The sequence below is a fragment of the Ancylobacter sp. genome (assembly GCF_965249975.1).
Lineage (GTDB): Bacteria > Pseudomonadota > Alphaproteobacteria > Rhizobiales > Xanthobacteraceae > Ancylobacter.
The window spans coordinates 284,803-306,601 of record NZ_CBDFNE010000004.1; the positions used below are offsets into that span (position 1 = coordinate 284,803).

25 protein-coding genes and 1 other RNA gene are annotated in these 21,799 nt (G+C 67.7%); 10 read left to right on the top strand and 16 right to left on the bottom strand.

Annotated features, from left to right (window positions below; translation table 11 throughout):
- The first annotated feature begins 120 nt into the window (after positions 1 to 120).
- Together ACP2AH_RS05820 and ACP2AH_RS05825 are read left to right on the top strand one after the other, a co-directional pair.
- On the top strand, positions 121 to 1,413 hold the full coding sequence (locus tag ACP2AH_RS05820; RefSeq protein ID WP_425104947.1) for a glycerate kinase type-2 family protein: 1,293 nt from the start codon (positions 121 to 123) through the stop codon (positions 1,411 to 1,413).
- Complete coding sequence (locus ACP2AH_RS05825) at positions 1,382 to 1,951, top strand: DUF1036 domain-containing protein (RefSeq protein WP_425104948.1); 570 nt, start codon at positions 1,382 to 1,384, stop codon at positions 1,949 to 1,951. Before ACP2AH_RS05820 ends, ACP2AH_RS05825 begins: the two co-directional genes overlap by 32 nt.
- Before the next feature lie 110 nt (positions 1,952 to 2,061).
- Here the strand turns inward: ACP2AH_RS05825 and ACP2AH_RS05830 are convergent, their stop codons facing one another.
- The 6 genes from ACP2AH_RS05830 to ACP2AH_RS05855 all read right to left on the bottom strand — a co-directional run bounded on the left by ACP2AH_RS05830 (position 2,062) and on the right by ACP2AH_RS05855 (position 6,697).
- Complete coding sequence (locus tag ACP2AH_RS05830; RefSeq protein WP_425104949.1) at positions 2,062 to 3,624, bottom strand: Do family serine endopeptidase; 1,563 nt, start codon at positions 3,622 to 3,624, stop codon at positions 2,062 to 2,064.
- 134 nt (positions 3,625 to 3,758) lie between these two features.
- Positions 3,759 to 3,944: a DUF2065 domain-containing protein gene (locus tag ACP2AH_RS05835; protein WP_244450584.1), complete on the bottom strand. Its 186-nt coding sequence runs from the start codon at positions 3,942 to 3,944 to the stop codon at positions 3,759 to 3,761.
- Positions 3,945 to 3,956: 12 nt separating this feature from the next.
- The gene (hflC, locus tag ACP2AH_RS05840) at positions 3,957 to 4,913 is read right to left on the bottom strand and encodes a protease modulator HflC (RefSeq protein WP_425104950.1); all 957 of its coding nucleotides are present in this window, start codon (positions 4,911 to 4,913) and stop codon (positions 3,957 to 3,959) included.
- Positions 4,910 to 6,052 carry an FtsH protease activity modulator HflK gene (gene hflK, locus ACP2AH_RS05845; RefSeq protein ID WP_425104951.1) on the bottom strand — a complete coding sequence of 381 codons (1,143 nt, stop codon included), beginning with the start codon at positions 6,050 to 6,052 and terminating at the stop codon, positions 4,910 to 4,912. Before hflK ends, hflC begins: the two co-directional genes overlap by 4 nt.
- A 181-nt stretch (positions 6,053 to 6,233) precedes the next feature.
- Positions 6,234 to 6,512 (bottom strand): ribbon-helix-helix domain-containing protein, encoded by a 279-nt coding sequence (locus ACP2AH_RS05850; protein WP_244450587.1) that lies wholly within the window; start codon positions 6,510 to 6,512, stop codon positions 6,234 to 6,236.
- A complete protein-coding gene (locus ACP2AH_RS05855) occupies positions 6,509 to 6,697 on the bottom strand; it encodes a DUF4169 family protein (RefSeq protein ID WP_307020676.1) in 189 nt (62 codons plus the stop codon). The genes ACP2AH_RS05850 and ACP2AH_RS05855 overlap by 4 nt, the downstream gene beginning before the upstream one ends.
- Positions 6,698 to 7,094: 397 nt before the next feature.
- On the opposite strand from ACP2AH_RS05855, the gene fumC reads away from it, so the two are divergent.
- The gene (fumC, locus tag ACP2AH_RS05860) at positions 7,095 to 8,486 is read left to right on the top strand and encodes a class II fumarate hydratase (RefSeq protein WP_425104952.1); all 1,392 of its coding nucleotides are present in this window, start codon (positions 7,095 to 7,097) and stop codon (positions 8,484 to 8,486) included.
- A 133-nt stretch (positions 8,487 to 8,619) separates the two neighbouring features.
- Positions 8,620 to 9,249, top strand: coding sequence for a Spy/CpxP family protein refolding chaperone (locus ACP2AH_RS05865; protein WP_425104953.1), 630 nt, complete (start codon positions 8,620 to 8,622; stop codon positions 9,247 to 9,249).
- Positions 9,250 to 9,321: 72 nt separating this feature from the next.
- Here ACP2AH_RS05865 and ACP2AH_RS05870 read toward each other — a convergent pair whose 3' ends face one another.
- Positions 9,322 to 9,801, bottom strand: a complete 480-nt coding sequence (locus ACP2AH_RS05870; RefSeq protein ID WP_425104954.1) for an N-acetyltransferase family protein — start codon at positions 9,799 to 9,801, stop codon at positions 9,322 to 9,324.
- 4 nt (positions 9,802 to 9,805) lie between these two features.
- Positions 9,806 to 10,600 (bottom strand): thymidylate synthase, encoded by a 795-nt coding sequence (locus ACP2AH_RS05875; protein WP_244450592.1) that lies wholly within the window; start codon positions 10,598 to 10,600, stop codon positions 9,806 to 9,808.
- 182 nt (positions 10,601 to 10,782) lie between these two features.
- Between ACP2AH_RS05875 and ACP2AH_RS05880 the strand changes: the two genes are divergently transcribed.
- From ACP2AH_RS05880 to ACP2AH_RS05900, 5 genes are all read left to right on the top strand, one after another.
- Entirely contained in the window at positions 10,783 to 11,100 is a 318-nt protein-coding gene (locus tag ACP2AH_RS05880) for a hypothetical protein (RefSeq protein WP_425104955.1), read from the top strand.
- Positions 11,101 to 11,138: 38 nt separating this feature from the next.
- Positions 11,139 to 11,492, top strand: a transfer-messenger RNA (tmRNA) gene (gene ssrA, locus ACP2AH_RS05885).
- 52 nt (positions 11,493 to 11,544) lie between these two features.
- A complete protein-coding gene (locus ACP2AH_RS05890) occupies positions 11,545 to 12,297 on the top strand; it encodes a ClpXP protease specificity-enhancing factor SspB (RefSeq protein ID WP_425104956.1) in 753 nt (250 codons plus the stop codon).
- Positions 12,298 to 12,357: 60 nt separating this feature from the next.
- Entirely contained in the window at positions 12,358 to 13,656 is a 1,299-nt protein-coding gene (locus ACP2AH_RS05895; protein WP_425104957.1) for a flavin monoamine oxidase family protein, read from the top strand.
- On the top strand, positions 13,653 to 14,162 hold the full coding sequence (locus tag ACP2AH_RS05900) for a dihydrofolate reductase (RefSeq protein WP_425104958.1): 510 nt from the start codon (positions 13,653 to 13,655) through the stop codon (positions 14,160 to 14,162). Before ACP2AH_RS05895 ends, ACP2AH_RS05900 begins: the two co-directional genes overlap by 4 nt.
- Before the next feature lie 15 nt (positions 14,163 to 14,177).
- Here the strand turns inward: ACP2AH_RS05900 and ACP2AH_RS05905 are convergent, their stop codons facing one another.
- From ACP2AH_RS05905 to ACP2AH_RS05935, 7 genes are all read right to left on the bottom strand, one after another.
- Complete coding sequence (locus ACP2AH_RS05905) at positions 14,178 to 14,804, bottom strand: hypothetical protein (RefSeq protein WP_425104959.1); 627 nt, start codon at positions 14,802 to 14,804, stop codon at positions 14,178 to 14,180.
- Between the two features lie 97 nt (positions 14,805 to 14,901).
- A complete protein-coding gene (gene ykgO, locus ACP2AH_RS05910) occupies positions 14,902 to 15,027 on the bottom strand; it encodes a type B 50S ribosomal protein L36 (protein ID WP_013167868.1) in 126 nt (41 codons plus the stop codon).
- A 147-nt stretch (positions 15,028 to 15,174) separates the two neighbouring features.
- Complete coding sequence (locus ACP2AH_RS05915) at positions 15,175 to 15,573, bottom strand: DUF4260 domain-containing protein (protein WP_425104960.1); 399 nt, start codon at positions 15,571 to 15,573, stop codon at positions 15,175 to 15,177.
- 18 nt (positions 15,574 to 15,591) lie between these two features.
- Entirely contained in the window at positions 15,592 to 16,089 is a 498-nt protein-coding gene (rnhA, locus tag ACP2AH_RS05920; RefSeq protein ID WP_425105361.1) for a ribonuclease HI, read from the bottom strand.
- Between the two features lie 23 nt (positions 16,090 to 16,112).
- On the bottom strand, positions 16,113 to 17,093 hold the full coding sequence (locus ACP2AH_RS05925) for a homoserine kinase (protein WP_425104961.1): 981 nt from the start codon (positions 17,091 to 17,093) through the stop codon (positions 16,113 to 16,115).
- Between the two features lie 14 nt (positions 17,094 to 17,107).
- Entirely contained in the window at positions 17,108 to 18,076 is a 969-nt protein-coding gene (ispH, locus tag ACP2AH_RS05930; protein WP_425104962.1) for a 4-hydroxy-3-methylbut-2-enyl diphosphate reductase, read from the bottom strand.
- A 67-nt stretch (positions 18,077 to 18,143) separates the two neighbouring features.
- On the bottom strand, positions 18,144 to 18,770 hold the full coding sequence (locus tag ACP2AH_RS05935) for a YceI family protein (RefSeq protein ID WP_425104963.1): 627 nt from the start codon (positions 18,768 to 18,770) through the stop codon (positions 18,144 to 18,146).
- A 264-nt stretch (positions 18,771 to 19,034) separates the two neighbouring features.
- On the opposite strand from ACP2AH_RS05935, the gene ACP2AH_RS05940 reads away from it, so the two are divergent.
- Positions 19,035 to 19,742 carry a DUF1013 domain-containing protein gene (locus ACP2AH_RS05940; RefSeq protein WP_421699615.1) on the top strand — a complete coding sequence of 236 codons (708 nt, stop codon included), beginning with the start codon at positions 19,035 to 19,037 and terminating at the stop codon, positions 19,740 to 19,742.
- An 81-nt stretch (positions 19,743 to 19,823) separates the two neighbouring features.
- Here the strand turns inward: ACP2AH_RS05940 and ACP2AH_RS05945 are convergent, their stop codons facing one another.
- Entirely contained in the window at positions 19,824 to 21,752 is a 1,929-nt protein-coding gene (locus tag ACP2AH_RS05945; RefSeq protein WP_425104964.1) for a propionyl-CoA synthetase, read from the bottom strand.
- Positions 21,753 to 21,799: the final 47 nt, after the last annotated feature.

Here is a 21,799-nt window from a genome sequence, read left to right on the forward strand (position 1 = left end):
GCGTGCCATAGGAATACGCCCGTTTCGCGTCGCGCGGCCGGGGATTCGCGCCCGCGCGCAATAAGCAATGGCCGGGCAAGAGACCGGCAGAAAGGCCTCCTTTGGGGCGGGGTGGGTGTGATGACGGACGTTTCGGCGCGTGATTTTCTCGATCGCCTGTTCACCGCTGCGGTGGCGGCCGCGCATCCTTCCACCTGCCTGCCGCCGGCGCTGCCGCCGCCCCCCGCCCATGGCCGCCTGATCCTGCTCGCCGCTGGCAAGGCCGCCGGCTCGATGCTGGAAGTCGCCGAGCGGCATTATCTCGACGAAATGGGCGTCGACCCCTCGCGGCTTCTCGGCATCGGCGTCGCCCGCCACGGCTATGGCCGGCCCACGCGCCAGCTGGAAATGGTCGAGGCCGGTCATCCCGTGCCGGATGCGGCGGGCCTCGCCGGTGCGCAGAAGGCAATCGACCTCGCGGCCTCCGCCACCGCCGACGATCTCGTGCTGGTGCTTCTCTCCGGCGGCGCTTCGGCCAACTGGATCGCGCCCGCTTTCGGCGTCGAGCTGGACGACAAGCGCGCGCTGACCCGCGCGCTGCTGCGCTCCGGCGCCAACATCACAGAGATCAACACGGTGCGGAAGCATCTCTCGCGCATCAAGGGCGGGCGCCTGGCGGCGCTGGCCCAGCCGGCGCGAGTGGTGACGCTGTCCGTCTCCGACGTGCCGGGCGACGATCCGGCGGTGATCGGCTCCGGCCCGACGGTGCCGGACCCGACCACGCTGGCGGAGGCGCGCGATGTGCTCGCCCGCTACCGCATCGATCCGCCGCCCTCCGTGGCGGTGGCACTGCGCGACCCTGCCAATGAATCGCCGAAGCCCGGCGATGCGGCCTTCGCCGGTTCCGAGTATGTCCTCATCTCCCGCCCTGCCGATTCCTTCGTCGCGGCGGAGAAAATCGCCCGCGAGGCGGGCATCGAGCCGGTGCTCCTCGGCGACAATCTTGAAGGCGAGGCGCGCGACGTGGCCGCCGCGCAGGCCGCCAAGGCGAAGGAATTGAAGGCGGCCGGTCGCAAGGCGGTGCTGCTCTCCGGTGGCGAGCTCACCGTCACCATGCGCGGCCAGGGCCGGGGCGGCCCGAATCAGGAATATGCGCTTGCGCTCGCCGTGGCGCTCGACGGCGCGGCGGGTATCTACGCCGTGGCCGGCGACACGGACGGCACCGATGGCGGCGGCGGCGACGCCTCCGATCCGGCCGGCGCCTATGTGATGCCGGACACGCTGGCGCGAGCGACGGCGCAGGGTCTCGATCCTGCCGCCTTTCTCGCCAATAACGACTCCACCAGCTTCTTCGAGGCCCTCGGAGATCTGCTCACGCCGGGGCCGACCTGCACGAACGTCAATGATTTCCGAGCCGTTCTCGTCGACAAGTGACCCTGTTGCCGCTGCCGCCGCCCTCCCTCGGGGCGGCCGGCTGCGGGTGCCGCGCGGCGCGCTGACGCGGGCAGTGGGGGCGGCGCTGCTCGCTATCCCGCTTCTCGCCGGGCTGATGCCGGTGCCCGCGGCGGCGGATTTCCGCCTGTGCAACCGCTCCAGCAGCCGCGTCGGCATCGCGCTCGGCTATAAGGACGGCAATAGCTGGGCGACCGAGGGCTGGTGGAACATCGGCGCCAATAGCTGCGAGACGCTGCTGCGCGGCGATCTGGTGGCGCGCTTCTATTATGTCTACGCCATCGACTACGATCTCGGCGGGGAATGGTCCGGCAAGGCCTTCATGTGTACCCGCGAGAAGGAATTCACCATTCGCGGCATCCAGGACTGCCTGGCGCGCGGCTTCGACCGGACCGGCTTCTTCGAAGTGGACACGCACGAGCAGAAGAGCTGGACGGTGCAACTGACCGAGCGCAAGCCCGGCGCCGCGGAGGTCGGCTCCGGCCTGCCCCCGCCGCCCATGCCGCAGGCACGGCCCTGAGCGCGTCGCTTCCCCCTCTCACCGACCCGTCCTGACGACAACACCCCGGAGCGGGCTCCGGGGTGTTGTCTCGTGGATGGATAGGGATGACGTGGCCTCGGCCGCGTGCGTCACTCGATCGGCAAGGCGGTGAAGCGGATCTGGCCTTCGGGGTCGGCCACCATCAGGAGGGCCGAACGCCGGCCTTCCTTCTTCAGCGCGGCGAGGCGCTTCTCGACATCTCCGGGGGCGAGCATCGCTTCCTGATTGACCTCGACGATGAGATTGCCTGGCGCGATGCCGCGCTCGGCCGCCACCGAGCCGGGCTCCACCGCCATGACCACGACGCCCTTGAGCTCGTCCTTGATCTTGAAGCGGGTGCGCAGTTCCGGCGTCATCTCGGCCATCTCGACGCCCATTAGCTTGAGCGTGGTGACCGGCGGCGGCGCTTCGGGCTTCTTTTCGGGCGCGACGGCGGCGCTGGGGGAGGGCGTGCCTTCGTCGAGCCGGCCGACGGTGAGCTTGACCGTCTCCTGCTGGCCCTTGCGGATGACGACGACATCCACCTGCTTGTCCACCGGCGTGTCGGCGACGATGATCGGCAGGGAGCGCATGTCCCTCACCTCCTTGCCGTCGAAGGTGATGACCACGTCGCCCGCCTTGAGCCCGCCCTTGGCGGCCGGGCCGTCTTCGGTCACCGAGCCGATCAGCGCGCCGCGCACGCGGTCGAGCGAGAGGCTCTCGGCGATTTCCGGCGTCACCTGCTGGATGCGCACCCCGATCCAGCCGCGCCGGGTTTCGCCGAACTCCTTGAGCTGGGCGATGATCGGGATGGCGGTGTTGGAGGGCACGGCGAAGCCGATGCCGATGGAGCCGCCGGACGGCGAGATGATGGCGGTATTGATGCCGATCACATCGCCTTCCATGTTGAACAGCGGACCGCCGGAATTGCCGCGGTTGATGGCGGCGTCGGTCTGCAGGAAATTGTCGTAGGGGCCGGAATTGATGTCACGGTTGCGGGCGGAGATGACGCCCACCGTGAGCGTGCCGCCCAGGCCGAATGGGTTGCCGACCGCCATCACCCAGTCGCCGACACGCAGAATGTCGGAATTGCCGAACTTCACCGCCTTCAGCGTCGTGCCGGCCTCGGGCGTCACCTTCAGCAGGGCGAGGTCGATCTTGGTGTCGCGGCCGACGATGTCGGCCTTCAGCTTCGAACCGTCGGCGAAATTGGCGTAGACCTCGTCGGCATCGGCGATGACGTGGTTGTTGGTGACGATATAGCCGCTGGAGTCGATGACGAAGCCGGAGCCGAGCGAGGAGACGCGGCGGGGGCCCTGGCCTTCGCCCTGCTGCTGCCGGCGCTTGAAGAACTCCTCGAAGAACTCTTCGAAGGGCGAACCCGGCGGCAGCTCCGGTGTCGGCACGCTACGCGAGGGGGCGACGGTCTGCGAGGTGGAGATGTTGACCACCGCGTCCATGATCTGGGCGGCGGTGTCGGCCACCGTGTCGGGGCCCTTGGTCGCCGCCGCACGGCCCGGCTGCGGCAAGAGCGTCACCGAGAGGACGATGGCAAAGGCCAGAAGCGCGGCGCCGAGCCGCCGTGCCAGAGTGGCCTGTTCGGCCCTGCGGCCTGAGGCGAAGAGAGCGGGGGCGGAACGCGCAAGGCCGAGGCCCTCAAGGCAGTTGGTCATGAAGCCTCCTTGACGCCGCCACGCGGAGCCGGGCGGCACGGCCCCTCATCCATTGGCCGTGCGCCCGACGCTACAAGCCGCAAGGCGCGATGCAAGCCAAAAGAGCGCGAGGCGGGGTACGGAACCCCGCCTCGTCAACCTCGGATAATCCACACAAGGGCAAGACCCAGAACGGCCCCGATGAGGCCGGCCACGCGCAAGGGCGAATCGGACAATTGCGCGATGGCTTCGGCGGAGCGGCGCACCGCCGCCGGAGCGACGGCGAGCGCCAAACCTTCGATTACCAGCACAAGGCCGAGCGCGACGATGAAATCATACATCGTCGCGTCGCGTCAGTTCGCTGGCGCCAACGGCGCCGCCGGAGCCGCCGGGGCGGGTTGAGCCGCGGCAGGCGCGGCCGGCGTGCCGAGAACCGAGTCAGCGCGGGCGGTGGGATTGCTGAAGAAGCGGAAAAATTCCGAATCCGGCGCCAGCAGCATCCGCGTGTCCGAGCCTTTCAGCGAGGCCTCATAGGCCTGCATCGACCGGTAAAAGTCGAAGAAGCCCCGGTCCTGGTTGTAGGCCTGCGCGAAGATCTCGTTGCGCTCGGCCTCGCCCTCACCGCGCAGTTGGTCGGCGGTGGCATTGGCCTCGGCGACGATGATCGTCGAGTCGCGGTCGGAGCGGGCGCGGATGGTCTGGGCCGCCTCGGCGCCCTGCGCGCGGATTTCGGCGGCTTCGCGCTGACGCTCGGTCTGCATGCGCTGGAACACAGCCTGGCTGTTGGCCTCCGGCAGGTCGGCGCGACGGATGCGGACATCGATGATGTCGATGCCGAAGCCGGCGGCTTCGCGGTTCACCTGGCTGCGGATGCGCGCCATCAGATCCTCGCGCTGGTCGCGCACCACCTGGGTGAAGGTGGATTCGCCGAGCACCCGGCGCAGCGAGGAGTTGAGGATGGTGGCAAGGCGGGAATTGGCCGCCTCGACACTGCCGACCGACTGGTAGAAGCGCAGCGGATTGACGATGCGGTAGCGGGCGAAGGCATCCACCACCAGACGCTTCTGGTCGGCCGCGATCACTTCCTGCGAGGGATTTTCGAGGTCGAGGATGCGCTTGTCGATGAAGATGACGCTGTCGATCATCGGGATCTTGGCGTGCAGGCCCGGCTCCTCGATCACCCGGATGGGTTCACCGAGGCGCAGAACCAACGCCTGCTGGGTCTGGTAGACGCTAAACAGGGCCGAGAACAGGCCGATGAGCACGGCGACGACGGCGATCGCCAGAATGAGACCGAGGCTGTTCCTCATTTCGCGGCTCCCTGAGCGGGGGTGCTGCCGGTGAGCGGCGCGAGAGGCAAATAGGGCACGACGCCGGACGAGCCGCCGGCCGCAGGATCAATGATCACCTTGTCCATTCCGCCGAATACGCGTTCCATGGTTTCGAGATAGAGGCGCTGGCGCGTGACTTCGGGCGCCTTCTGGTATTCGCCGAGCACGCTCAGGAAGCGCGCCGCCTGGCCTCGCGCCTCGATGATCGCCCGCTCCTTGTAGCCTTCAGCGCCCTGGGTGATGCGCGCGGCGTCACCACGGGCTTCCGGCACGACGCGGTTGGCGTAGGCCTGAGCCTCGTTCTGCAGACGCTCGGCATCGGCGCGGGCGGCCTGCACATCACGGAAGGCGTCGATGACCTGCGAGGGCGGATCGACCTTCTGCAACTGCACCTGGGTGACGAGCACGCCGGCGCGGTAGCCGTCCAGCGTGCGCTGCATCAGCTCCTGCACCGCCGTTTCGATGTTCTGGCGGGCGCCGGTGAGGATGGGCTGGATGTTGGTGCGGCCGACCACCTCGCGCATGGCGCTTTCCGCCACGGCCTTGATCGTGCCTTCCGGGTTCTGGACGTTGAACAGGAAGTTGGCGGCGCCGACATCCTCGGTGGAACCGGGCGCGGCGGGCTTCACCATCCAGAACACGGCGAAATCGACATCGACGATGTTCTCGTCGCCGGTGAGCATCAGGCTCTCTTCCGCAACGTCGCGCTGCACGGAACCGCGGCGCGGGTCGTCCCCGGTGCGGATGCCGATATCGATGCGGTTGACGCGCGTGACCTGGGGGGTCAGCACCGTCTCGATGGGGTAGGGGAGGTGGTAGTTGAGGCCGGGGTTGGTCGTGCCGACGAATTTGCCGAAGCGCAACACCACGCCCTGCTCGTCCGGCTCGACGCGGTAGAAACCCGACAGCAGCCAGGCGACGATGGCGAGCGCCACCAGAACCACGATGCCCTTGCCGGTGCCGAAGCCGCCGGGAATGGCGGTCCGCAGCTTTTCCTGTCCGCGACGGATCAGATCTTCAAGATCGGGAGAACTCGGCCCCGGCGATTGCGGACCAGTGCCCCAAGGGCCGCGCGGACCATTGCCCCATGGCCCGCCGCTCTGGTTCTTCCATGACATTCCGCGCCCACTCCGTTTGCGCGCCCGGCTTGTCCGGGCTCGCAAGCGCAGAACCGGCAGACGCCACCGTGCAAGAAAACCCGCGCCTCGCCGCCATGACGGCGTGACGAGGCGGTTATAGGTGACGAGGCATCAGGTTACAACGCGCCCGCCACCTGCCGATATGGGAACGGCGTCGGGTTTACGCAACGGTAGAGCGCAAGGAACCGTTTCGCTCCGACGCTTCGGTCGGTTCGCGGCTGGAGGAGGGGCTGCGGTAATGCGCCAGTACATACAGGCGGATCGCCGACGACAGGTTGCCCTGATTGCGGCCCGAATCGATCGAGGCCACGATCTCCGACAAGGTGCTGCGCCGGTTGGCGGCGATCTCCTTGAGGGCGTCCCAGAACTGATCTTCCAGACTGACGCTGGTCTTGTGCCCGGCAATCACGATGGACCGCTTAACCACGGGACTCTTCATGTCTCGTCCTCTCGAATGCGCCTATGCCCTTCAAGCATTTTTTCCTGCTTTCGTTCTTCGGCCGCGGCCAGCTCGCGCTGGTACTTTGGGCGGCCGAACTCCAAACGCCGGGCAGCGGCGGTTTGTTCCGCAGTCAGTCGCGCCATCCGTTTGCGGTGGCGGTTGAGATTCACAAGGTCGCCCACGGGCGCCGGCCTCCGTTCAAAAGGCGCGCAGAATCTACGCAACAAGCTGCATTAGTCTTCTCATAATATCGGCGAAAATGGCGTTTTCCAAGAATTTGCGGCGCTCCGGTACCCGGCGGCAGGCGCCACGACGGCAGCCTAAAACCGTTGCAGGTAGCCGGCTGACGACTCGTCATCCGACTTCCCTGCGGTAAAATGGTGATGGCGGCGGGTGCTCCATAGGGGGCGCCGAAGGGGTATTTATCACGTATTTGTGATCATGCCCGGAGGAACCTTGCGCGGGCCTGTCATCGAACCCGCGGCTGATTTCGCCGCCGCACGACGCATGCTAAACCGGCGCCGAGCCGCGACGCCCGTGTGGACGGGCCCTGAGACGCACCCCGAAAGGCTTTGACCGATGAGCAATACCCGCATCGAAACCGACACGTTTGGGCCCATCGAGGTGGAGGCCGACAAATACTGGGGCGCGCAGGCGCAGCGCTCGCTCGGCAATTTCAAGATCGGCTGGGAAAAGCAGCCGCTGCCGGTGGTTCGCGCCCTCGGCATCGTCAAGCGGGCGGCGGCGGAAACCAATATGGCGCTCGGCCGGCTCGACCCGACGCTGGGCGCCGCGATCATCGCCGCCGCGCAGGAGGTGATCGACGGCAAGCTGGACGCTCATTTCCCGCTGGTGGTCTGGCAGACCGGGTCGGGCACCCAGTCCAACATGAACGCCAATGAGGTGATTTCGAACCGGGCCATCGAGATGATGGGCGGGGAGAAGGGTTCGAAGAAGCCCGTCCACCCCAACGACCACGTCAATATGAGCCAGTCGTCCAACGACACCTACCCGACCGCCATGCATGTCGCCTGCGCGGAGGAGATTTCGCGCCGGCTGCTGCCGGCCCTGCGCACGCTGCACGCGGCACTGGCGGAGAAGGCGGCGCAGTGGCAGCACATCATCAAGATCGGTCGCACCCACACCCAGGACGCGACGCCGCTCACGCTTGGCCAGGAATTCTCCGGCTACGCCCAGCAGGTGGAGAACGGCATCGCCCGCATCGAATCGACGCTGCCGGCGCTGATGCAGCTCGCCCAGGGCGGCACGGCGGTCGGCACCGGGCTGAACGCGCCGGTGGGCTTCGCCGAGAAGGTGGCCGAGCACATCGCCGCCATCACCGGCCTGCCCTTCACCACGGCGCCGAACAAGTTCGAGGCGCTGGCCGCGCATGACGCGATGGTGTTCTCGCACGGGGCGATCAACACGGTGGCGGTGTCGCTGTTCAAGATCGCCAACGACATCCGCTTCCTCGGCTCCGGGCCGCGCTCCGGCCTCGGCGAACTGGCGCTGCCGGAGAACGAGCCGGGCTCGTCGATCATGCCCGGCAAGGTGAACCCCACCCAGTGCGAGGCCCTTACCCAGGTCTGCGTGCAGATTTTCGGCAACAATGCCGCGCTGAGCTTCGCCGGCAGCCAGGGCCATTTCGAGCTGAACGTCTACAATCCGGTCATGGCCTATAATTTCCTGCAGTCGGTGCGTCTCATGTCCGACGCGGCGCTGAGCTTCACCGAGCATTGCGTCGTCGGCATCGTGCCGCGCGAGGACAATATCAAGGCGGCGCTGGAGCGCTCGCTGATGCTGGTCACCGCGCTGGCGCCGAAGATCGGCTACGACAACGCCGCCAAGATCGCCAAGACCGCGCATAAGAACGGCACCACGCTGCGCGAGGAAGCGGTGGGTGGTGGCTATGTTACCAATGAAGAATTCGATGCTGTCGTGCGGCCTGAGAAGATGATCTCCCCGGGTTAACGACTATTCATGAACCTGAACGTTCGTTCAGCTACGTTTCCGAACGTAATATTGGGTTCATTACCGAAGTTTCATTTGAAACGCTCGGTCTCATCAGACAGCATCGGCCTCACCTTCACAGGAGATGAGGCCGATGAAACGCACGATCATTGCCGCTACCGCCGCCGCCCTTCTTGCGGGTGTCAGCTTTGGCGTGGCGGCGCCGAAGCCGGGTATGGGCGAGCCTCCTCGTCCGAGCCCGGAGCAGATGGCCGAATTCGCCGGCGCCATGAGCGATGCACGTATCGCCGCGCTCAAGGCCGGGCTGCGGCTGAACGCCGAGCAGGAGAAGCTCTGGCCGGCACTGGAGACCGCGCTGCAGGACGCCGCCAAGGAGCGCGCCGCGCACTGGGCCGAACGCCGCGCGGCGCGGGAGGCGATGCCGAAGGGCGAGCGTCCCGATGTCATCGAGCGGCTGCGCGCGCAGGCCGACGGGATGATCGGCCGGGGCGAGACCATGAAGAAGGTCGCCGATGCCGCCGCGCCGCTCTATGACGCGCTCGACGGTTCCCAGCAGCGCCGCTTCGCCATTCTGTTCAAGCAGATCGAACATCCGCGCATGGCCGATGGCCGCCACGGGCCGGGTCATGAACGCGGCCCCGGGCCGCATCGCTTCGGTCCCGGCGGCGAGGGGCCGGATGGCCCGATACCGCACCGTCTGCCGCCCGGCCCGATGGAGCACGGCCCGGATGGGCCCGACGGCCCCGATGGCGAGCCGCTCTGAGGCGATCGCACTGTCGTGAAGAATACCTGCCGCCGGCCTCGCGCCGGCGGCATTTTCTCGGGCAGGGCCCGCTCAGCCCTGCGCCAACCGTTCCAGCGCCTCGCCGGTGACGCGCTGCATGGTCCAGGCATCGAGCGGCACGGCGCCAACGGAGCGGTAGAAGCGGAGGGCGGGCTCATTCCAGTCGAGAACGTTCCACTCGAAGCGCCCGAGCCCTTCGTCGAGGCAACGCCGTGCAAGCCGGCGCATCAGCTCCCGCGCGATGCCGCGCCCGCGAAAGGCCGGGCGGACATAGATGTCCTCAAGGAAGATCCCCTGCCGCCCGCGAAAAGTTGAGAAGGTATAATAGAACAGCGCGAACCCCGCCGGCGCCCCCTCCCATTCCGCAATGTCGCAGAACACACGCGGCTGCGGGCCGAAGAGCTCGCGGGCGAAATCCGCTTCCGTCGCCTCCACTTCGTGCCGCAGCTTCTCATAGTCGGCGAGTTCGCAGACGAAGGCGTGGATCAGCGCGGCATCGTCGGGCTGCGCGGGCCGCAGGGTGAGGGGCATGTGTCTACACCGCCACCGGCGCCTTGATGGCGGGATGGGGATCATAGCCTTCGATGGCGATGTCCTCGAAGCGGAAGGCGAAAAGGTCGGTCACGTCAGGATTCAGCTTCAGCCGTGGCAGCGGACGCGGCGCGCGCGAGAGCTGTTCGTGCACCTGGTCGAGATGGTTGAGATAGATGTGGGCGTCGCCGAAGGTGTGGACGAAATCGCCCGGCTGCAGCCCCGTTACCTGCGCCACCATATGGGTGAGCAGCGCGTAGGAGGCGATGTTGAACGGCACGCCGAGGAAGATATCCGCCGAGCGCTGGTAGAGCTGGCAGGAGAGCTTTCCGTCCAGCACATAGAACTGAAACAGACAGTGACAGGGCGGCAGCGCCATGGCCGGCACGTCCGCCGGGTTCCAGGCCGAGACGATGAGCCGGCGCGAATCGGGGTTGCGGCGGATATCGGCCACCACCTGCGCGATCTGGTCGATCACCCCGCCGCGCCCATCCGGCCAGGAGCGCCATTGATGGCCATAGACCGGGCCGAGATCGCCCCTGTCATCGGCCCACTCATCCCAGATCGAAACGCCGTTCGCCTTGAGATAGGCGATGTTGGTGTCGCCGGCCAGAAACCACAGCAATTCGTGGATGATGGAACGCAGGTGCAGCTTCTTGGTGGTGACGAGCGGAAAGCCCTCGGCGAGATCGAAGCGCATCTGGTGGCCGAAGACGGAAAGCGTGCCCGTGCCGGTGCGGTCGTCTTTGCGCACGCCCTCGCGCAGCACCCGTTCCAGAAGCTCGTGATAATTCCGCATCGCTGTTCGTCCCGGCGCCTTCCTGCCCACCCCATATAATATGAGCCTGCCGAGGCCCATCCGCGAGACCTCATTCGGCCTCGTCATCCCCAGCGGGGGGCACCCGGCGGCTGGAGGCGGTAACGGGGAACATTCCGGCGGGGCTCGACTTGTCCCCTGCGGCCATGCTGAGGGAGGAAACCATGACCAAGAGCACCGACACGCTCAACACCGAACTGCACCGCCTGCGCATGCATCTGAACCTGCTGGAGAAGGATGCCACGCATCCGCTCGACTTCACGGTGGAGCACTCGCACACGGCCCCGGCTCTGGTGCTGCGCGAAGGGCAGGCGCTGCGGAGCGCCCATTCCGAACTGCGGCTGGACTATGAGATGCTGCGCCAGATCCTGATGGAGGCGCTGCGCACCGAGATTGCCGCACGCGAGGAGAAACTGCTCGGCAGCAATGGCGGCAATCGCCCGATCGAGCATTTGCAGTTCGGCGACCAGACCGAGGCGTGAGGCGATGGCCGGGGACGAGGGCGGGGAGTTTCGCCTGCCCTCTTCCAACCGGCGGGACGAACGCCTATATTCGGTTTGCAGGCGCAAGCCGGCTATGGCGATAAACGGACACCGTAATAAACTCTTCGGACCCGGGGGCAGTACCCGGCGCCTCCACCGGAGCCCATCGGCAAGTGGGCTGCGGCGGGGGCGAAACAGGATCGACGAGAGCGTAAAGGGTCTTCTTTCGCCCGGCATGGTACCGCCGTCATCGGACCAAACATATAGTTGCCAACGACAACTATGCTCCGGTTGCTCAGGCCGCGTGAGCGGTTTGATCTACGGAAAATAAGTCCAAACGGGTAGCACCGTGAGGCGGGGTTCGCAGGCACCTGGCAACAGAAGCCTGCACTTCCTTCTCACGTCCTACTGGCAGTCAGGACTGGAATCGGGTTCATTGCGAGCATGAGCGTCGATCTGATCCGATATGACCTGCTGGTGCAGGATGCGTTGCGCGGCGTCGTTGGCCGCGTCCTTACCGATGTCGCGCGCGACGGCTTGCCCGGCGAGCACCATCTTTATCTCTCCTTCGACACGCGTGCGGCCGGTGTGCGGATTTCGCCGCGGCTGAAGGAGCGCTATCCCGAAGAGATGACCATCGTTCTCCAGCATCAGTTCTGGGACCTGATCGTCACCGACCAGTTCTTCGAGGTTGGACTGTCCTTCAACGGCATCCCCGAGCGCCTGCATGTGCCTTATGCGGCGCTGAAGGGCTTTTTCGACCCTTCGGTCAAGTTCGGCCTGCAGTTCGAAACGGCAGAGGAAGACGGTGCGGGCGAGACGCCGGCCGAACCGACGGCCGTGGCGCCCACGCCGATCGGCGAGGGCCGTCCCACCTCTGTTCCCTCCACCCGCGCCCCCGCACGCGCCGCCGAGCCGGTGGTGAAGCTGGAACCGGCGGCAGGAGCGCCGCAAGCGGCGCCGGCGCCCGTCGGGGCTTCCGAGAGCAAGGCAGCGCCGAAGCCGGCCACTGTTGCTCCGGCCGCTTCCCGGCCGACCGAGGCGAAGCCGGCCGGAGGCGAGCCTTCCGACAGCAAGCCTGCTGATGCCAGGCCGTCCGACGACAAGGGCGCTTCTCCCGGCGAGGGCGATGATCCCAAGGATGGCGGCTCGGGCGGCGCGCAGGTCGTGCGGCTCGATGCGTTCCGCAAGAAGTGATGAGGTCGCCGTCACGTCGGCAGTCTCACCTTCTCTCCTTCCCCGATATCGGACCTGACCGTGACCGCTCAGCATGAGGTGATCGTCATCGGCGCGGGCGCGGCCGGCTTAGCTGCTGGCGCGCGGCTGGCGCAGGCGGGGGCGGACGTGCTGGTGCTGGAAGCGGCCGCGCGCACGGGCGGGCGAGCCTTCACCGATACCACGACTTTCGGCGTCGCCTGGGATCGCGGCTGCCACTGGCTGCATTCGGCTTCCGTCAATCCGCTACGGGCGGCGGCGGACGAACTCGGCCGCTCCTATTTCGTGCGCGGCAACCGTAAGGCGCGCGCCACCCATCTCGGCGATCATTGGGCCGATGAGGTGGAGTGTGAGACCATTTGGGACGCCATTCAGGCCAGCTACGCCGCCATCCATAAGGCGGGCGAGGAGGGACGGGATGTCGCCGCCAGCGCGGTCTTGGCCGGGCTGGCGCTGCCACCGGAGGGTGCGCGGCTCGCCCGGCACTGGCTGACCCTGCTCTCGGCCGCCGAGCCGGAGCGGCTCTCCACGCTCGACTATGCCGCCTATTCCGACACGGGCGAAAACTACCCCGTCGAAAAGGGCTATGGCGCGCTGGTGCAGGCGCTCGCGGCGCGGGAGGCGCCGGACCTGCCCATCGTCACCGGCTGCGCGGTTTCCACCATCGATTGGTCGGGGCAGGGCGTGAGCCTTGCCACCTCGCGCGGAACGCTCACGGCCCGCCTCGCCATCGTCGCGGTGCCGACCTCGGTGATCGCGCGCGGCGGGCTCGCCTTCGCGCCGTTGCTGCCGCCCGATCTCGCGGAGGCGTTCGAGGCGCTGCCGCTGGGCGCGGCGGAAAAGGTGGCCTTCCTGTTCGACCGCGACGTGTTCGGTGCCGAGCCGACCAGCTATATCGACACGCTGGATCGGCGCGACCCGGAGCGCAAGCCGGTCAATTTCACCCTGAATCCGTTCGGTCACCCCATGGCCATCGCCCAGCTCGGCGGGGCGAATGCGGCGGCGCTGGTGATGGCCGGGCCGGGGGCGATGCGCGACTTCGCCCTGGCCGCACTGAAGGACGCGTTCGGCGCCGACATCGAAAAACATGTCGCCCGCGTCGCCACCACGGGCTGGGTGGCCGACCCCCTGATCGGCGGCGGCTATAGCTGCGCCCTGCCGGGCTGCGCCCCTATGCGGGCGCGGCTGACGCAGACGCTGGAGCGCCCGGTCGGCGATCGGCTTCTGTTCGCCGGCGAAGCCTCCTCGCCCCACGCTTACTCCACCGCCCATGGCGCACATCAGACCGGCCTCGCAGCGGCGGACACCGCCCTGGCGCTGCTGCGCGGGAGGGCTGCATGACCGTTCTCACACTGGTTGCCGCCGTGGCGGAGAATGGCGTGATCGGGCGCGGCGAGGCGCTGCCCTGGCACATATCGGGCGATCTCAAGCGCTTCCGGGCGATCACCTGGGGCAAGCCGATCCTGATGGGGCGGCGGACTTTCGAGTCCATCGGCAAGCCGCTGCCGGGGCGCACCAGCCTCGTCATCACCCGCGACACGGGCTTCCGCCCGCCGGAGGGGGTGCTGGTCGTCTCTTCGCTCGGTGCCGCGCTGGAGCGTGGGGCGCAGGAGGCTTTGCGGCTCGGCGTCGATGAGATGGCGGTGGTCGGCGGCGCGCAGATCTACGCACAGGCCTTTCCCCATGCCGCGCGGCTGCGCCTCACCGAGGTGCATGGCAAGCCCGAGGGCGACGTGCATTTCCCCGCCTTCGCGCGCGAGGAATGGCGCGAGACCGGCCGCGAAGGGCCGATCCAGGGCGAGAAGGACGAATTCGCCTTCAGCTTCGTGGATTACGAGCGGGCCTGAGCCGACCGTCCGGCCTCAGATCGGCCGTCCCTCGACCTTGATCGCCAGTTCCTTCTCCATATCCACCATCGCGTCGAGATGGGGGTAGATGGCGATTGCCCGGCGGGCGGCCTCCAGCGCCCGCTTTTCGTCGCCGATTTCCTTGCAGATAATGGCAATGCCCGCCCAGGCGCCGTAATGGCGCGGCTCGCGAGCGACGACCTGGCGCAGATCGACCAGCGCGTCGGAATAGTCCTCGCGCAGGAAGAAGATGGTGGCGCGCTTGTTCCACGCTTCGAGATAATCCGGCTCGATGCGCAGCAGGCCGTCGAGCAGTTCCACCGCGAGGTCGAACTGCTTGGCCTGTGTCGCCTGCGAGGCGCGGGCCATCAGCAGATCGGCCGTGTCGCTGCCGGAAGGGGTGAGCGCCACGTCGATGCGGGCGGCGATTTCCTTGGCCGATTCGTCGTCCGGCGCCACCTTCAGCGCGGCGAACAGCGCGTCGAGCCGCTTGGCGCGGTCGGGCTCCGCCGGCTTGGCCGCCGGCGCGGCAGCCTCGGGCCGCTCCACCTGGGGCGGGGGGGCGGTCTCGGCCAGAGCGTCAGGCGCAAAAGCACCCAGCGGGGCGGCGGCAAGGATCAGGGCAGCAAAAAGGGCGCGCATGTCTCCATGTTAGGAGTCACGGCGCCCTTGAGCAATATTGTCCGCTAAAGGCCGCGAAATCGTGAACGCGGCCGGCAGAAGGCCTAGCGGCCTTCGCTCAGCCCTGGCGGGCCTTGAAGCGCTTCTGGGTCTTGTTGATGATGTAGACGCGACCCTTGCGGCGCACCAGACGGTTGTCGCGGTGACGGCCGAGCAGCGACTTGAGCGAGTTACGGATCTTCATGACACTAACCTTCGGATCGACAGCGCCTGCGCATGAGACGGCGCCCTATGGCCGCGCCTCGATCCGCCAGCAGAAATTGAGGCCCGGCTGATAGCGGAGCGGAGGGGGCCTTGTCAATCCAACTGGCCGTCTCCGCCTGAACCTTCCTCAGTTTCGGCCGAGGCGGCCGAGATGGGTGTGGCTGAATCCGTCGCTGTATTTGAGCCCATAGCCGAGCAGCCGGTCGAGCCCAATATGGGCGGTCCAGATCAGGGCGAGGGCGCCGGCGAGCGGGGCACTGAACCCATAGGCGAGGGCGCCGAGCAGTGCCGGGCCCACATAGGTGTGGCCGGCATTGTAGACGAAAGCCCCCGCGCGCGGCCCGGCGAGATAGCCGAGCATCGACAGGTCCGGCGCCAGAATCAGCGCCGCGAACAGCCACCAGCTGGCGCCGAGCGCGGCATAGGCCGCCAGAGCCGCGGCGAAGACGGCGAGGCCCTCCGTGCGCAGCAGCGCGGCAGGGGCGCCCATCACCGCGCCTGAAGATGCCTTACGTTCAGCGGTCATGGCATTAGGCCGTCCGGTTCAGTAGCCGCCCCGTGCGGCCTTGTAGGGTGCCATGCCGGCGCGGGCGAGTTCGTCCGCGCGCTCGTTCATTTCGTCGCCGGCATGGCCCTTGACCCAGTGCCAGCGAATCTCGTGGCGGGCGATGGCGGCTTCAAGGCGTTCCCACAGGTCGACATTCTTCACCGGCTTCTTGTCGGCGGTGCGCCAGCCATTGCGCTTCCAGCCGGCGATCCACTTGGTGATGCCGTTACGCATATATTCGCTGTCGGTGTGCAGATCGACCGTGCAGGGGCGTTTCAGCGCCTCCAGCGCGGAAATCGCCGCCATCAGCTCCATGCGGTTATTGGTGGTGGGGGATTCGCCCCCCGAAAGTTCCTTTTCCGAACCGGCATAGCGCAGGATCGCGCCCCAGCCGCCAGGGCCGGGATTGCCGGAGCAGGCGCCGTCGGTCCAGATGGCGACGATGCCCTTCGGGGCTTCCTTGGAAGCTTCCTTGGCCGTGTCGTCGGCGAAGATGCGGGCGGTGCCGGGAGCGGTCTTCACGCGGCGTCGCCTTCCAGCACGCCATAGTCGCGCGGGCTGGTCACCGAGCGGTGGAAGCGCAGCTTGCGCAGATATTCCAGCGGGTCGTGCGGGCGCACCAGCGCCCCGGGCGGCACGTTCAGCCAGTCGACCAGGCGGGTGAGCAGGAAGCGCAGCGCGGCGCCGCGCGCCAGCAGCGGCAATGCGGCGATCTCGTCCAACCCTAGAGGTCGCTCGGCCTGATAGGCGGCGAGCAGGGCGCGGCCCTTGGTCTGGTTGAAGGCGCCGTCCGGCTCGAAGCACCAGGCGTTGAGGCAGATGGCGACATCATAGGCGAGAAGGTCGTTGCAGCCGAAATAGAAGTCGATCAGCCCCGACAGCCGCCCATCGGTGAAGAACACATTGTCCGGGAACAGATCGGCATGGATGACGCCGGCCGGCAGGCCGGTCGGCCAGCGCGCTTCCAGCACGGCGAGTTCATCGGCGATGAGGGCGGAGAGCCCCGGCGCCACCGTGTCGGCCCGCGCGCCTGCCTGCTCGAAGAGCGGTCGCCAGCCGGCGACCGAGAGCGCATTGGCGCGGTGGAAGGCGGTGAAGTCGGCGCCAGCCTTGTGCAGCCCGGCCAAAGCGGCGCCGAGCGCGGCACAGTTGGCGGCGGTGGGGCGGCGCACCGAGGTGCCGACGAGGAAGGTGGCGATCAGCGCCGGCCGTCCCGCCAGCGTGCCCAGCGCCACGCCCTCGCGGTTGCGGACCGGCTGCGGGCAGTCGATGCCGCGTGTCGCCAGATGCTCCATCAGCCCGACGAAGAAGGGCAGGTCGGCCGGGTTAACGCGCTTCTCGTACAGCGTCAGGATGAAGCTGCCCGCCTCGGTCTGCAGCAGGTAGTTGGAATTCTCCACCCCCTCGGCGATGCCCTTGAAGGCCCGCAGGCGGCCGATGTCATAGGTGGCGAGGAAGGCTTCGAGCTCTTCCGGGGAAACGTCGGTGTAAACGGCCATGGGACGGGTCGAGCCTATTCGGCAGCATCGGAGCGGAGCTGCCGGGGCAGCGGGAAGAACACGTCCTCATGGGCGTTGTGCACCGTCTCCACCGCCAGCGTGTAGCGGGCGGCGAAGGCGTCGAGGATTTCCTCCACCAGCACTTCCGGGGCGGAGGCGCCGGCGCTGACGCCAAGCGAGGTGATGGCGCCGAAGCGCTCCCAGTCGATCTCGCTCGCCCGCTGCACCAGTGCCGCATGGCGGCAGCCGGCACGCTCGGCGGCCTCCCTCAGGCGCTGGGAGTTCGAGGAGTTGGGGGCTCCGACGACGATCATCGCGTCCACCTCGGGCGCGACGCGCTTGACCGCTTCCTGCCGGTTGGTGGTGGCGTAGCAGATGTCTTCCTTGTGCGGCGCCACCATGGCGGGGAAGCGCTCGCGTAGGATGGCGACGATCTCGGCGGTGTCGTCGATGGAGAGCGTGGTCTGGGTGGTGAAGGCGAGATTGCCGGGGTCGCGGGGCTGAAACAGCCGCGCCTGCTCGGCGGTCTCCACCAGCGACACCGCGCCCTCGGGCAGCTGGCCCATGGTGCCGATCACCTCGGGGTGGCCGGCATGGCCGATGAGCACGACCTCGCGGCCGCGCTTGTAATGGACGGTCGCCTCGCGGTGAACCTTGGTCACCAGCGGGCAGGTGGCGTCGATGGCGAAGAAGTTCCGCCGGGCGGCATCCTCGGGAACCGAGCGGGCGACGCCATGGGCGGAGAAAATGACCGGGGCGGCGGTGCCCGCGGGCACTTCGTCGAGCTCCTCGACAAAGACCGCGCCCTTCGCCTTCAGCCCTTCCACCACATATTTGTTGTGCACGATCTCGTGGCGCACATAGACCGGCGGGCCGTACATCTCGAGCGCCCGCTCCACCGCGTCGATGGCGCGCACGACCCCGGCGCAGAAGCCGCGCGGGGCACAGAGTAGGACGCGGAGAACAGGTTTTTCGGCGGTCATCGCAGGGTCCAGCGGGGCCTCGCCACCGTCATGGGTGCCGAGGCCCGCGCTGTCAAGCGCGGCCCGGTCAGGGCTGCTTGATGAAGGCGGCGACGATATCGAGCGCCACCTCGTCGGAGATGGCGGGCACGCCATAGCCGAGGCCGAAATCGCTGCGCTTGATCTCGGTGGTGCCGGTGAAGCCGATATTCTCCACCTTGGTCATCGGGTTGATGCCGGCGCCGAAGAAGCTGACATCCATGGTGACCGGCTTGGTCACGCCATGCAGCGTCAGCTCGCCCTCGATGGTGGCGTCGCTGCCCTCCACCGTGATCTTCGTTGATTTGAAGGTCGCGGTGGGGAATTTCGCCGTGTCGAGGATGTCCGGGCTGGCGAGATGGGTGGCGAACTCTTCCGAGGTGACGCGCAGCCCTGCGATCGGGATGGTGACTTCCAGCTTCGCCTCGTCCGGCTTGCTGGGATCGAGCACCAGCGTGCCGGCGGAGGCGCCGAACATGCCGGCGAGCGGGGTGATGCCCATGTGGTCGACCGTCCAGACGATCTGGGTGTGGTCGGGGTCGACGGTGTAGGTGCCGCCGCTGATGCGGGACACCTCGCCCGTGCCCGGCATTTCGCGCGCGGCCTCCTGCGCGAAGGCGCCGGTGACGGCGGTGAAGAAGAGGGTGGCGGCGGTGAGAACTCGAACAGGCTTCATCGCGTCATCCTTATTTGTGGGGGGGGGGGCGGACGCTAGCAGCGGGGGAATGCAACCGCCACCCCATGGGCTGCGTCTTTGGATTTGCAGGACGGCGCGCGCGCGCTTATATTCACGCCATCCCGGTCATCGCGAGACGGTCCGAGGCTCCGCCCCTCCGGGTGGTGGGCGCGGGGAGACTTTTGCGCGGCCGAAGACCCGAAATCTGCACGCCGGCTCGGTTTCACCGCCTGCCCGGCGCCCCACTCGATGGAGCTGCGTCCCATGGCGAACGCCCCCCTGATGCCGAAGGCCACCGCCGTGTGGCTGGTCGAGAATACCGCCCTGACCTTCGACCAGATCGCGGACTTTTGTAAGCTGCACGTGCTGGAAGTGAAGGGCATCGCCGATGGCGAGGTGGCGCAGGGCATCAAGGGCAGCGACCCGATCACCACGGGCCAGCTCGCCCGCGAGGAAATCGAGCGCGCGGAGAAGAACCCGCATCACCGGCTGAAGCTGCTCGAGTCCAAGGTGCGCCTGCCCGAGCCCAAGCGCCGCCGCGGCCCGCGCTACACCCCGGTGTCGAAGCGCCAGGATCGCCCGAACGCCATTCTCTGGCTGCTGCGCAACCACCCGGAGCTGAAGGACAGCCAGATCATGCGTCTGGTGGGCACGACCAAGACGACCATCGAGTCGATCAAGGAGCGCACCCACTGGAACGCGGCGCATCTGACGCCGATGGACCCGGTGACGCTGGGCCTGTGCTCGCAGATCGACCTCGATATCGAGGTGCAGCGCTCCTCCAAGGACCGCCCCGCCTCGGTGGCCCCGGTCGGCGACGAGACGACGCTGCTGCCGGTCGACCTATCGGTCGGCGACGGGCCGGAGCCCTTCGTGCCCAGCCGCAAGCCGCGCGAGGAAGCGATCGACCTCGAAACCGTGTTCGCCAAGCTCGGCGGCTCGCGCAAGAGCGAGGCCGACGACGAGGAATGAGCCGCCTTTTGCGGGCCGCCGCCTGAATGAGAGAAGCCCGGAGCGCTACCGCCCCGGGCTTTTTTCATGCGTCGTTGAAACTCAGGCGGCAGGCGCACCGGCGAGGCCGCGCGCGCCGAGCGCGGCGGCGATCTCGTCCAGCGCGGCGGGATCGTCGATGGTGGCGGGCATGTTCCACGGCTCGGCGTCGGCGATCTTCTTCATCGTGCCGCGCAGAATCTTGCCCGAGCGCGTCTTCGGCAGCCGGTTGACGGTGATGGCGAGCCGGAACGCCGCCACCGGGCCGATGCGCTCGCGCACCAGCGCGACGATTTCCTGTTCGATATCGGCCGGCGAACGGGCGACGCCCGCCTTCAGCACCACGAAGCCGCAGGGCACCTCGCCCTTCAGTTCGTCATGAATGCCGATGACGGCGCATTCCGCGACATCGGCATGGGCGGCGAGCACTTCCTCCATGCCGCCGGTGGAGAGGCGGTGGCCGGCGACGTTAATGATGTCGTCGGTGCGGCCCATGATGAACAGCTGGCCATTGGCATCGGTGAAGCCGGCATCCGCCGTCTTGTAATAGCCGGGGTAATCGACGAGGTAGCTCTCGCGAAAGCGCTCGTCCTGCCGCCACAGCGTCGGCAGGCAGCCGGGCGGCAGCGGCAGCTTGATGGCGATGGAGCCCATGCGGTCGGGCCCGACCGGGTGGCCGCCTTCGTCGAGAATATCCACCTGATAGCCGGGCATCGGCACGCCGGTGGAGCCGACGCGGATCGGCAGGGCGCCGAGGCCGACGGGATTGCCGGCGATCGCCCAGCCGGTCTCCGTCTGCCACCAGTGATCGACCACGGGCACGCCGAGCCGGGCCTTGGCCCATTCCACCGTATCGGGATCCGCGCGCTCGCCGGCGAGGAACAGGGTGCGCAGGCTGGAGCGGTCATAGGCGCCCATCAGCCGGCCTTCCGGGTCTTCCTTCTTGATCGCGCGCAGGGCGGTGGGCGCGGTGAACAGCGCCGCCACCTTGTACTGCTCGATCACCCGCCAGAAGGCGCCGGCATCCGGGGTGCCGACCGGCTTGCCCTCATAAAGCACGGTGGTGCAGCCGGTGAGCAGCGGCGCATAGATGATGTAGGAATGGCCGACGACCCAGCCAATATCCGAGGCCGACCAGTAGACCTCGCCCTGGCGCACATCATAGAGCCCTTCCATCGACCAGCGCAGCGCCACCATGTACCCGCCGCTGTCGCGCACCACGCCCTTCGGCTTGCCGGTCGTGCCCGAGGTATAGAGGATGTAGAGCGGGTCAGTCGCCTCGACAGGCACGCAGTCCGCCCGCGTGCCGGCGGCGCGCGCCTGCGCGCAGCGCGCGGCCCAGTCATGATCGCGGCCGGCGACCAGCTTGGCTTCGACCTGCGGCCTCTGGAAGATGAGGCAGGCCTCCGGCCGATGTTTGGCCATGGTGAGGGCGAGGTCGAGCAGCGGCTTGTACTGCACCAGCCGCGAGGGTTCGATGCCGCAGGAGGCGGACAGCACGACCTTGGGCTGCGCGTCCTCGATCCGGCTGGCCAGTTCGGCGGCGGCGAAACCGCCGAACACCACGGAATGCACCGCGCCGATGCGGGCGCAGGCCAGCATGGCGAACACCGCCTCCGGGATCATCGGCATGTAGATGACGACGCGGTCGCCCTTGCCGACACCGAGTTCGCGCAGCACGCCGGCGAGCAGGCTCACCTCGTCCTTCAGCTCGGCATAGGTCACGCTGCGCTGCGCGCCGGCCACCGGGCTGTCATAGAAGATAGCCGGCTGGGCGCCGCGCCCGCCTTCCGCATGGCGGTCGACCGCATTGTGGCAGACATTGGTGGTCCAGCCAGGAAACCAGCGGCCATAAATGCCGAGCGCGGGATCGAAGACGCGCGCACCCTCGCTCACCCAGTCGATGGCACGGCCGGCCTCGCGCCAGAAGCCCTCGGGATCGGCGATGGAACGGGCATGCAGGGACGGATAGCGGCTGGCGGCAGCGGACATGGCGGGCGTCTCCCAGAGCAGATTTCCTGTCGAGCAGGTTTTTGTTG

Excerpts from the sequence above, each read along its gene's own strand:
- ispH (WP_425104962.1), bottom strand. The coding sequence starts at position 18,076 with ATGACCGCCGAAAAACCTGTTCTCCGCGTCCTACTCTGTGCCCCGCGC.
- ACP2AH_RS05940 (WP_421699615.1), top strand. The coding sequence starts at position 19,035 with ATGGCGAACGCCCCCCTGATGCCGAAGGCCACCGCCGTGTGGCTGGTC.
- ykgO (WP_013167868.1), bottom strand. The coding sequence starts at position 15,027 with ATGAAGATCCGTAACTCGCTCAAGTCGCTGCTCGGCCGTCACCGCGAC.
- ACP2AH_RS05935 (WP_425104963.1), bottom strand. The coding sequence starts at position 18,770 with ATGAAGCCTGTTCGAGTTCTCACCGCCGCCACCCTCTTCTTCACCGCC.
- fumC (WP_425104952.1), top strand. The coding sequence starts at position 7,095 with ATGAGCAATACCCGCATCGAAACCGACACGTTTGGGCCCATCGAGGTG.
- ACP2AH_RS05835 (WP_244450584.1), bottom strand. The coding sequence starts at position 3,944 with ATGTATGATTTCATCGTCGCGCTCGGCCTTGTGCTGGTAATCGAAGGT.
- ACP2AH_RS05830 (WP_425104949.1), bottom strand. The coding sequence starts at position 3,624 with ATGACCAACTGCCTTGAGGGCCTCGGCCTTGCGCGTTCCGCCCCCGCT.
- ACP2AH_RS05900 (WP_425104958.1), top strand. The coding sequence starts at position 13,653 with ATGACCGTTCTCACACTGGTTGCCGCCGTGGCGGAGAATGGCGTGATC.
- ACP2AH_RS05915 (WP_425104960.1), bottom strand. The coding sequence starts at position 15,573 with ATGACCGCTGAACGTAAGGCATCTTCAGGCGCGGTGATGGGCGCCCCT.
- ACP2AH_RS05880 (WP_425104955.1), top strand. The coding sequence starts at position 10,783 with ATGACCAAGAGCACCGACACGCTCAACACCGAACTGCACCGCCTGCGC.
- ACP2AH_RS05905 (WP_425104959.1), bottom strand. The coding sequence starts at position 14,804 with ATGCGCGCCCTTTTTGCTGCCCTGATCCTTGCCGCCGCCCCGCTGGGT.
- ACP2AH_RS05890 (WP_425104956.1), top strand. The coding sequence starts at position 11,545 with ATGAGCGTCGATCTGATCCGATATGACCTGCTGGTGCAGGATGCGTTG.
- hflC (WP_425104950.1), bottom strand. The coding sequence starts at position 4,913 with ATGAGGAACAGCCTCGGTCTCATTCTGGCGATCGCCGTCGTCGCCGTG.
- ACP2AH_RS05875 (WP_244450592.1), bottom strand. The coding sequence starts at position 10,600 with ATGCGGAATTATCACGAGCTTCTGGAACGGGTGCTGCGCGAGGGCGTG.
- ACP2AH_RS05820 (WP_425104947.1), top strand. The coding sequence starts at position 121 with ATGACGGACGTTTCGGCGCGTGATTTTCTCGATCGCCTGTTCACCGCT.
- ACP2AH_RS05850 (WP_244450587.1), bottom strand. The coding sequence starts at position 6,512 with ATGAAGAGTCCCGTGGTTAAGCGGTCCATCGTGATTGCCGGGCACAAG.
- hflK (WP_425104951.1), bottom strand. The coding sequence starts at position 6,052 with ATGTCATGGAAGAACCAGAGCGGCGGGCCATGGGGCAATGGTCCGCGC.
- ACP2AH_RS05945 (WP_425104964.1), bottom strand. The coding sequence starts at position 21,752 with ATGTCCGCTGCCGCCAGCCGCTATCCGTCCCTGCATGCCCGTTCCATC.
- ACP2AH_RS05925 (WP_425104961.1), bottom strand. The coding sequence starts at position 17,093 with ATGGCCGTTTACACCGACGTTTCCCCGGAAGAGCTCGAAGCCTTCCTC.
- ACP2AH_RS05870 (WP_425104954.1), bottom strand. The coding sequence starts at position 9,801 with ATGCCCCTCACCCTGCGGCCCGCGCAGCCCGACGATGCCGCGCTGATC.
- ACP2AH_RS05825 (WP_425104948.1), top strand. The coding sequence starts at position 1,382 with ATGATTTCCGAGCCGTTCTCGTCGACAAGTGACCCTGTTGCCGCTGCC.
- ACP2AH_RS05865 (WP_425104953.1), top strand. The coding sequence starts at position 8,620 with ATGAAACGCACGATCATTGCCGCTACCGCCGCCGCCCTTCTTGCGGGT.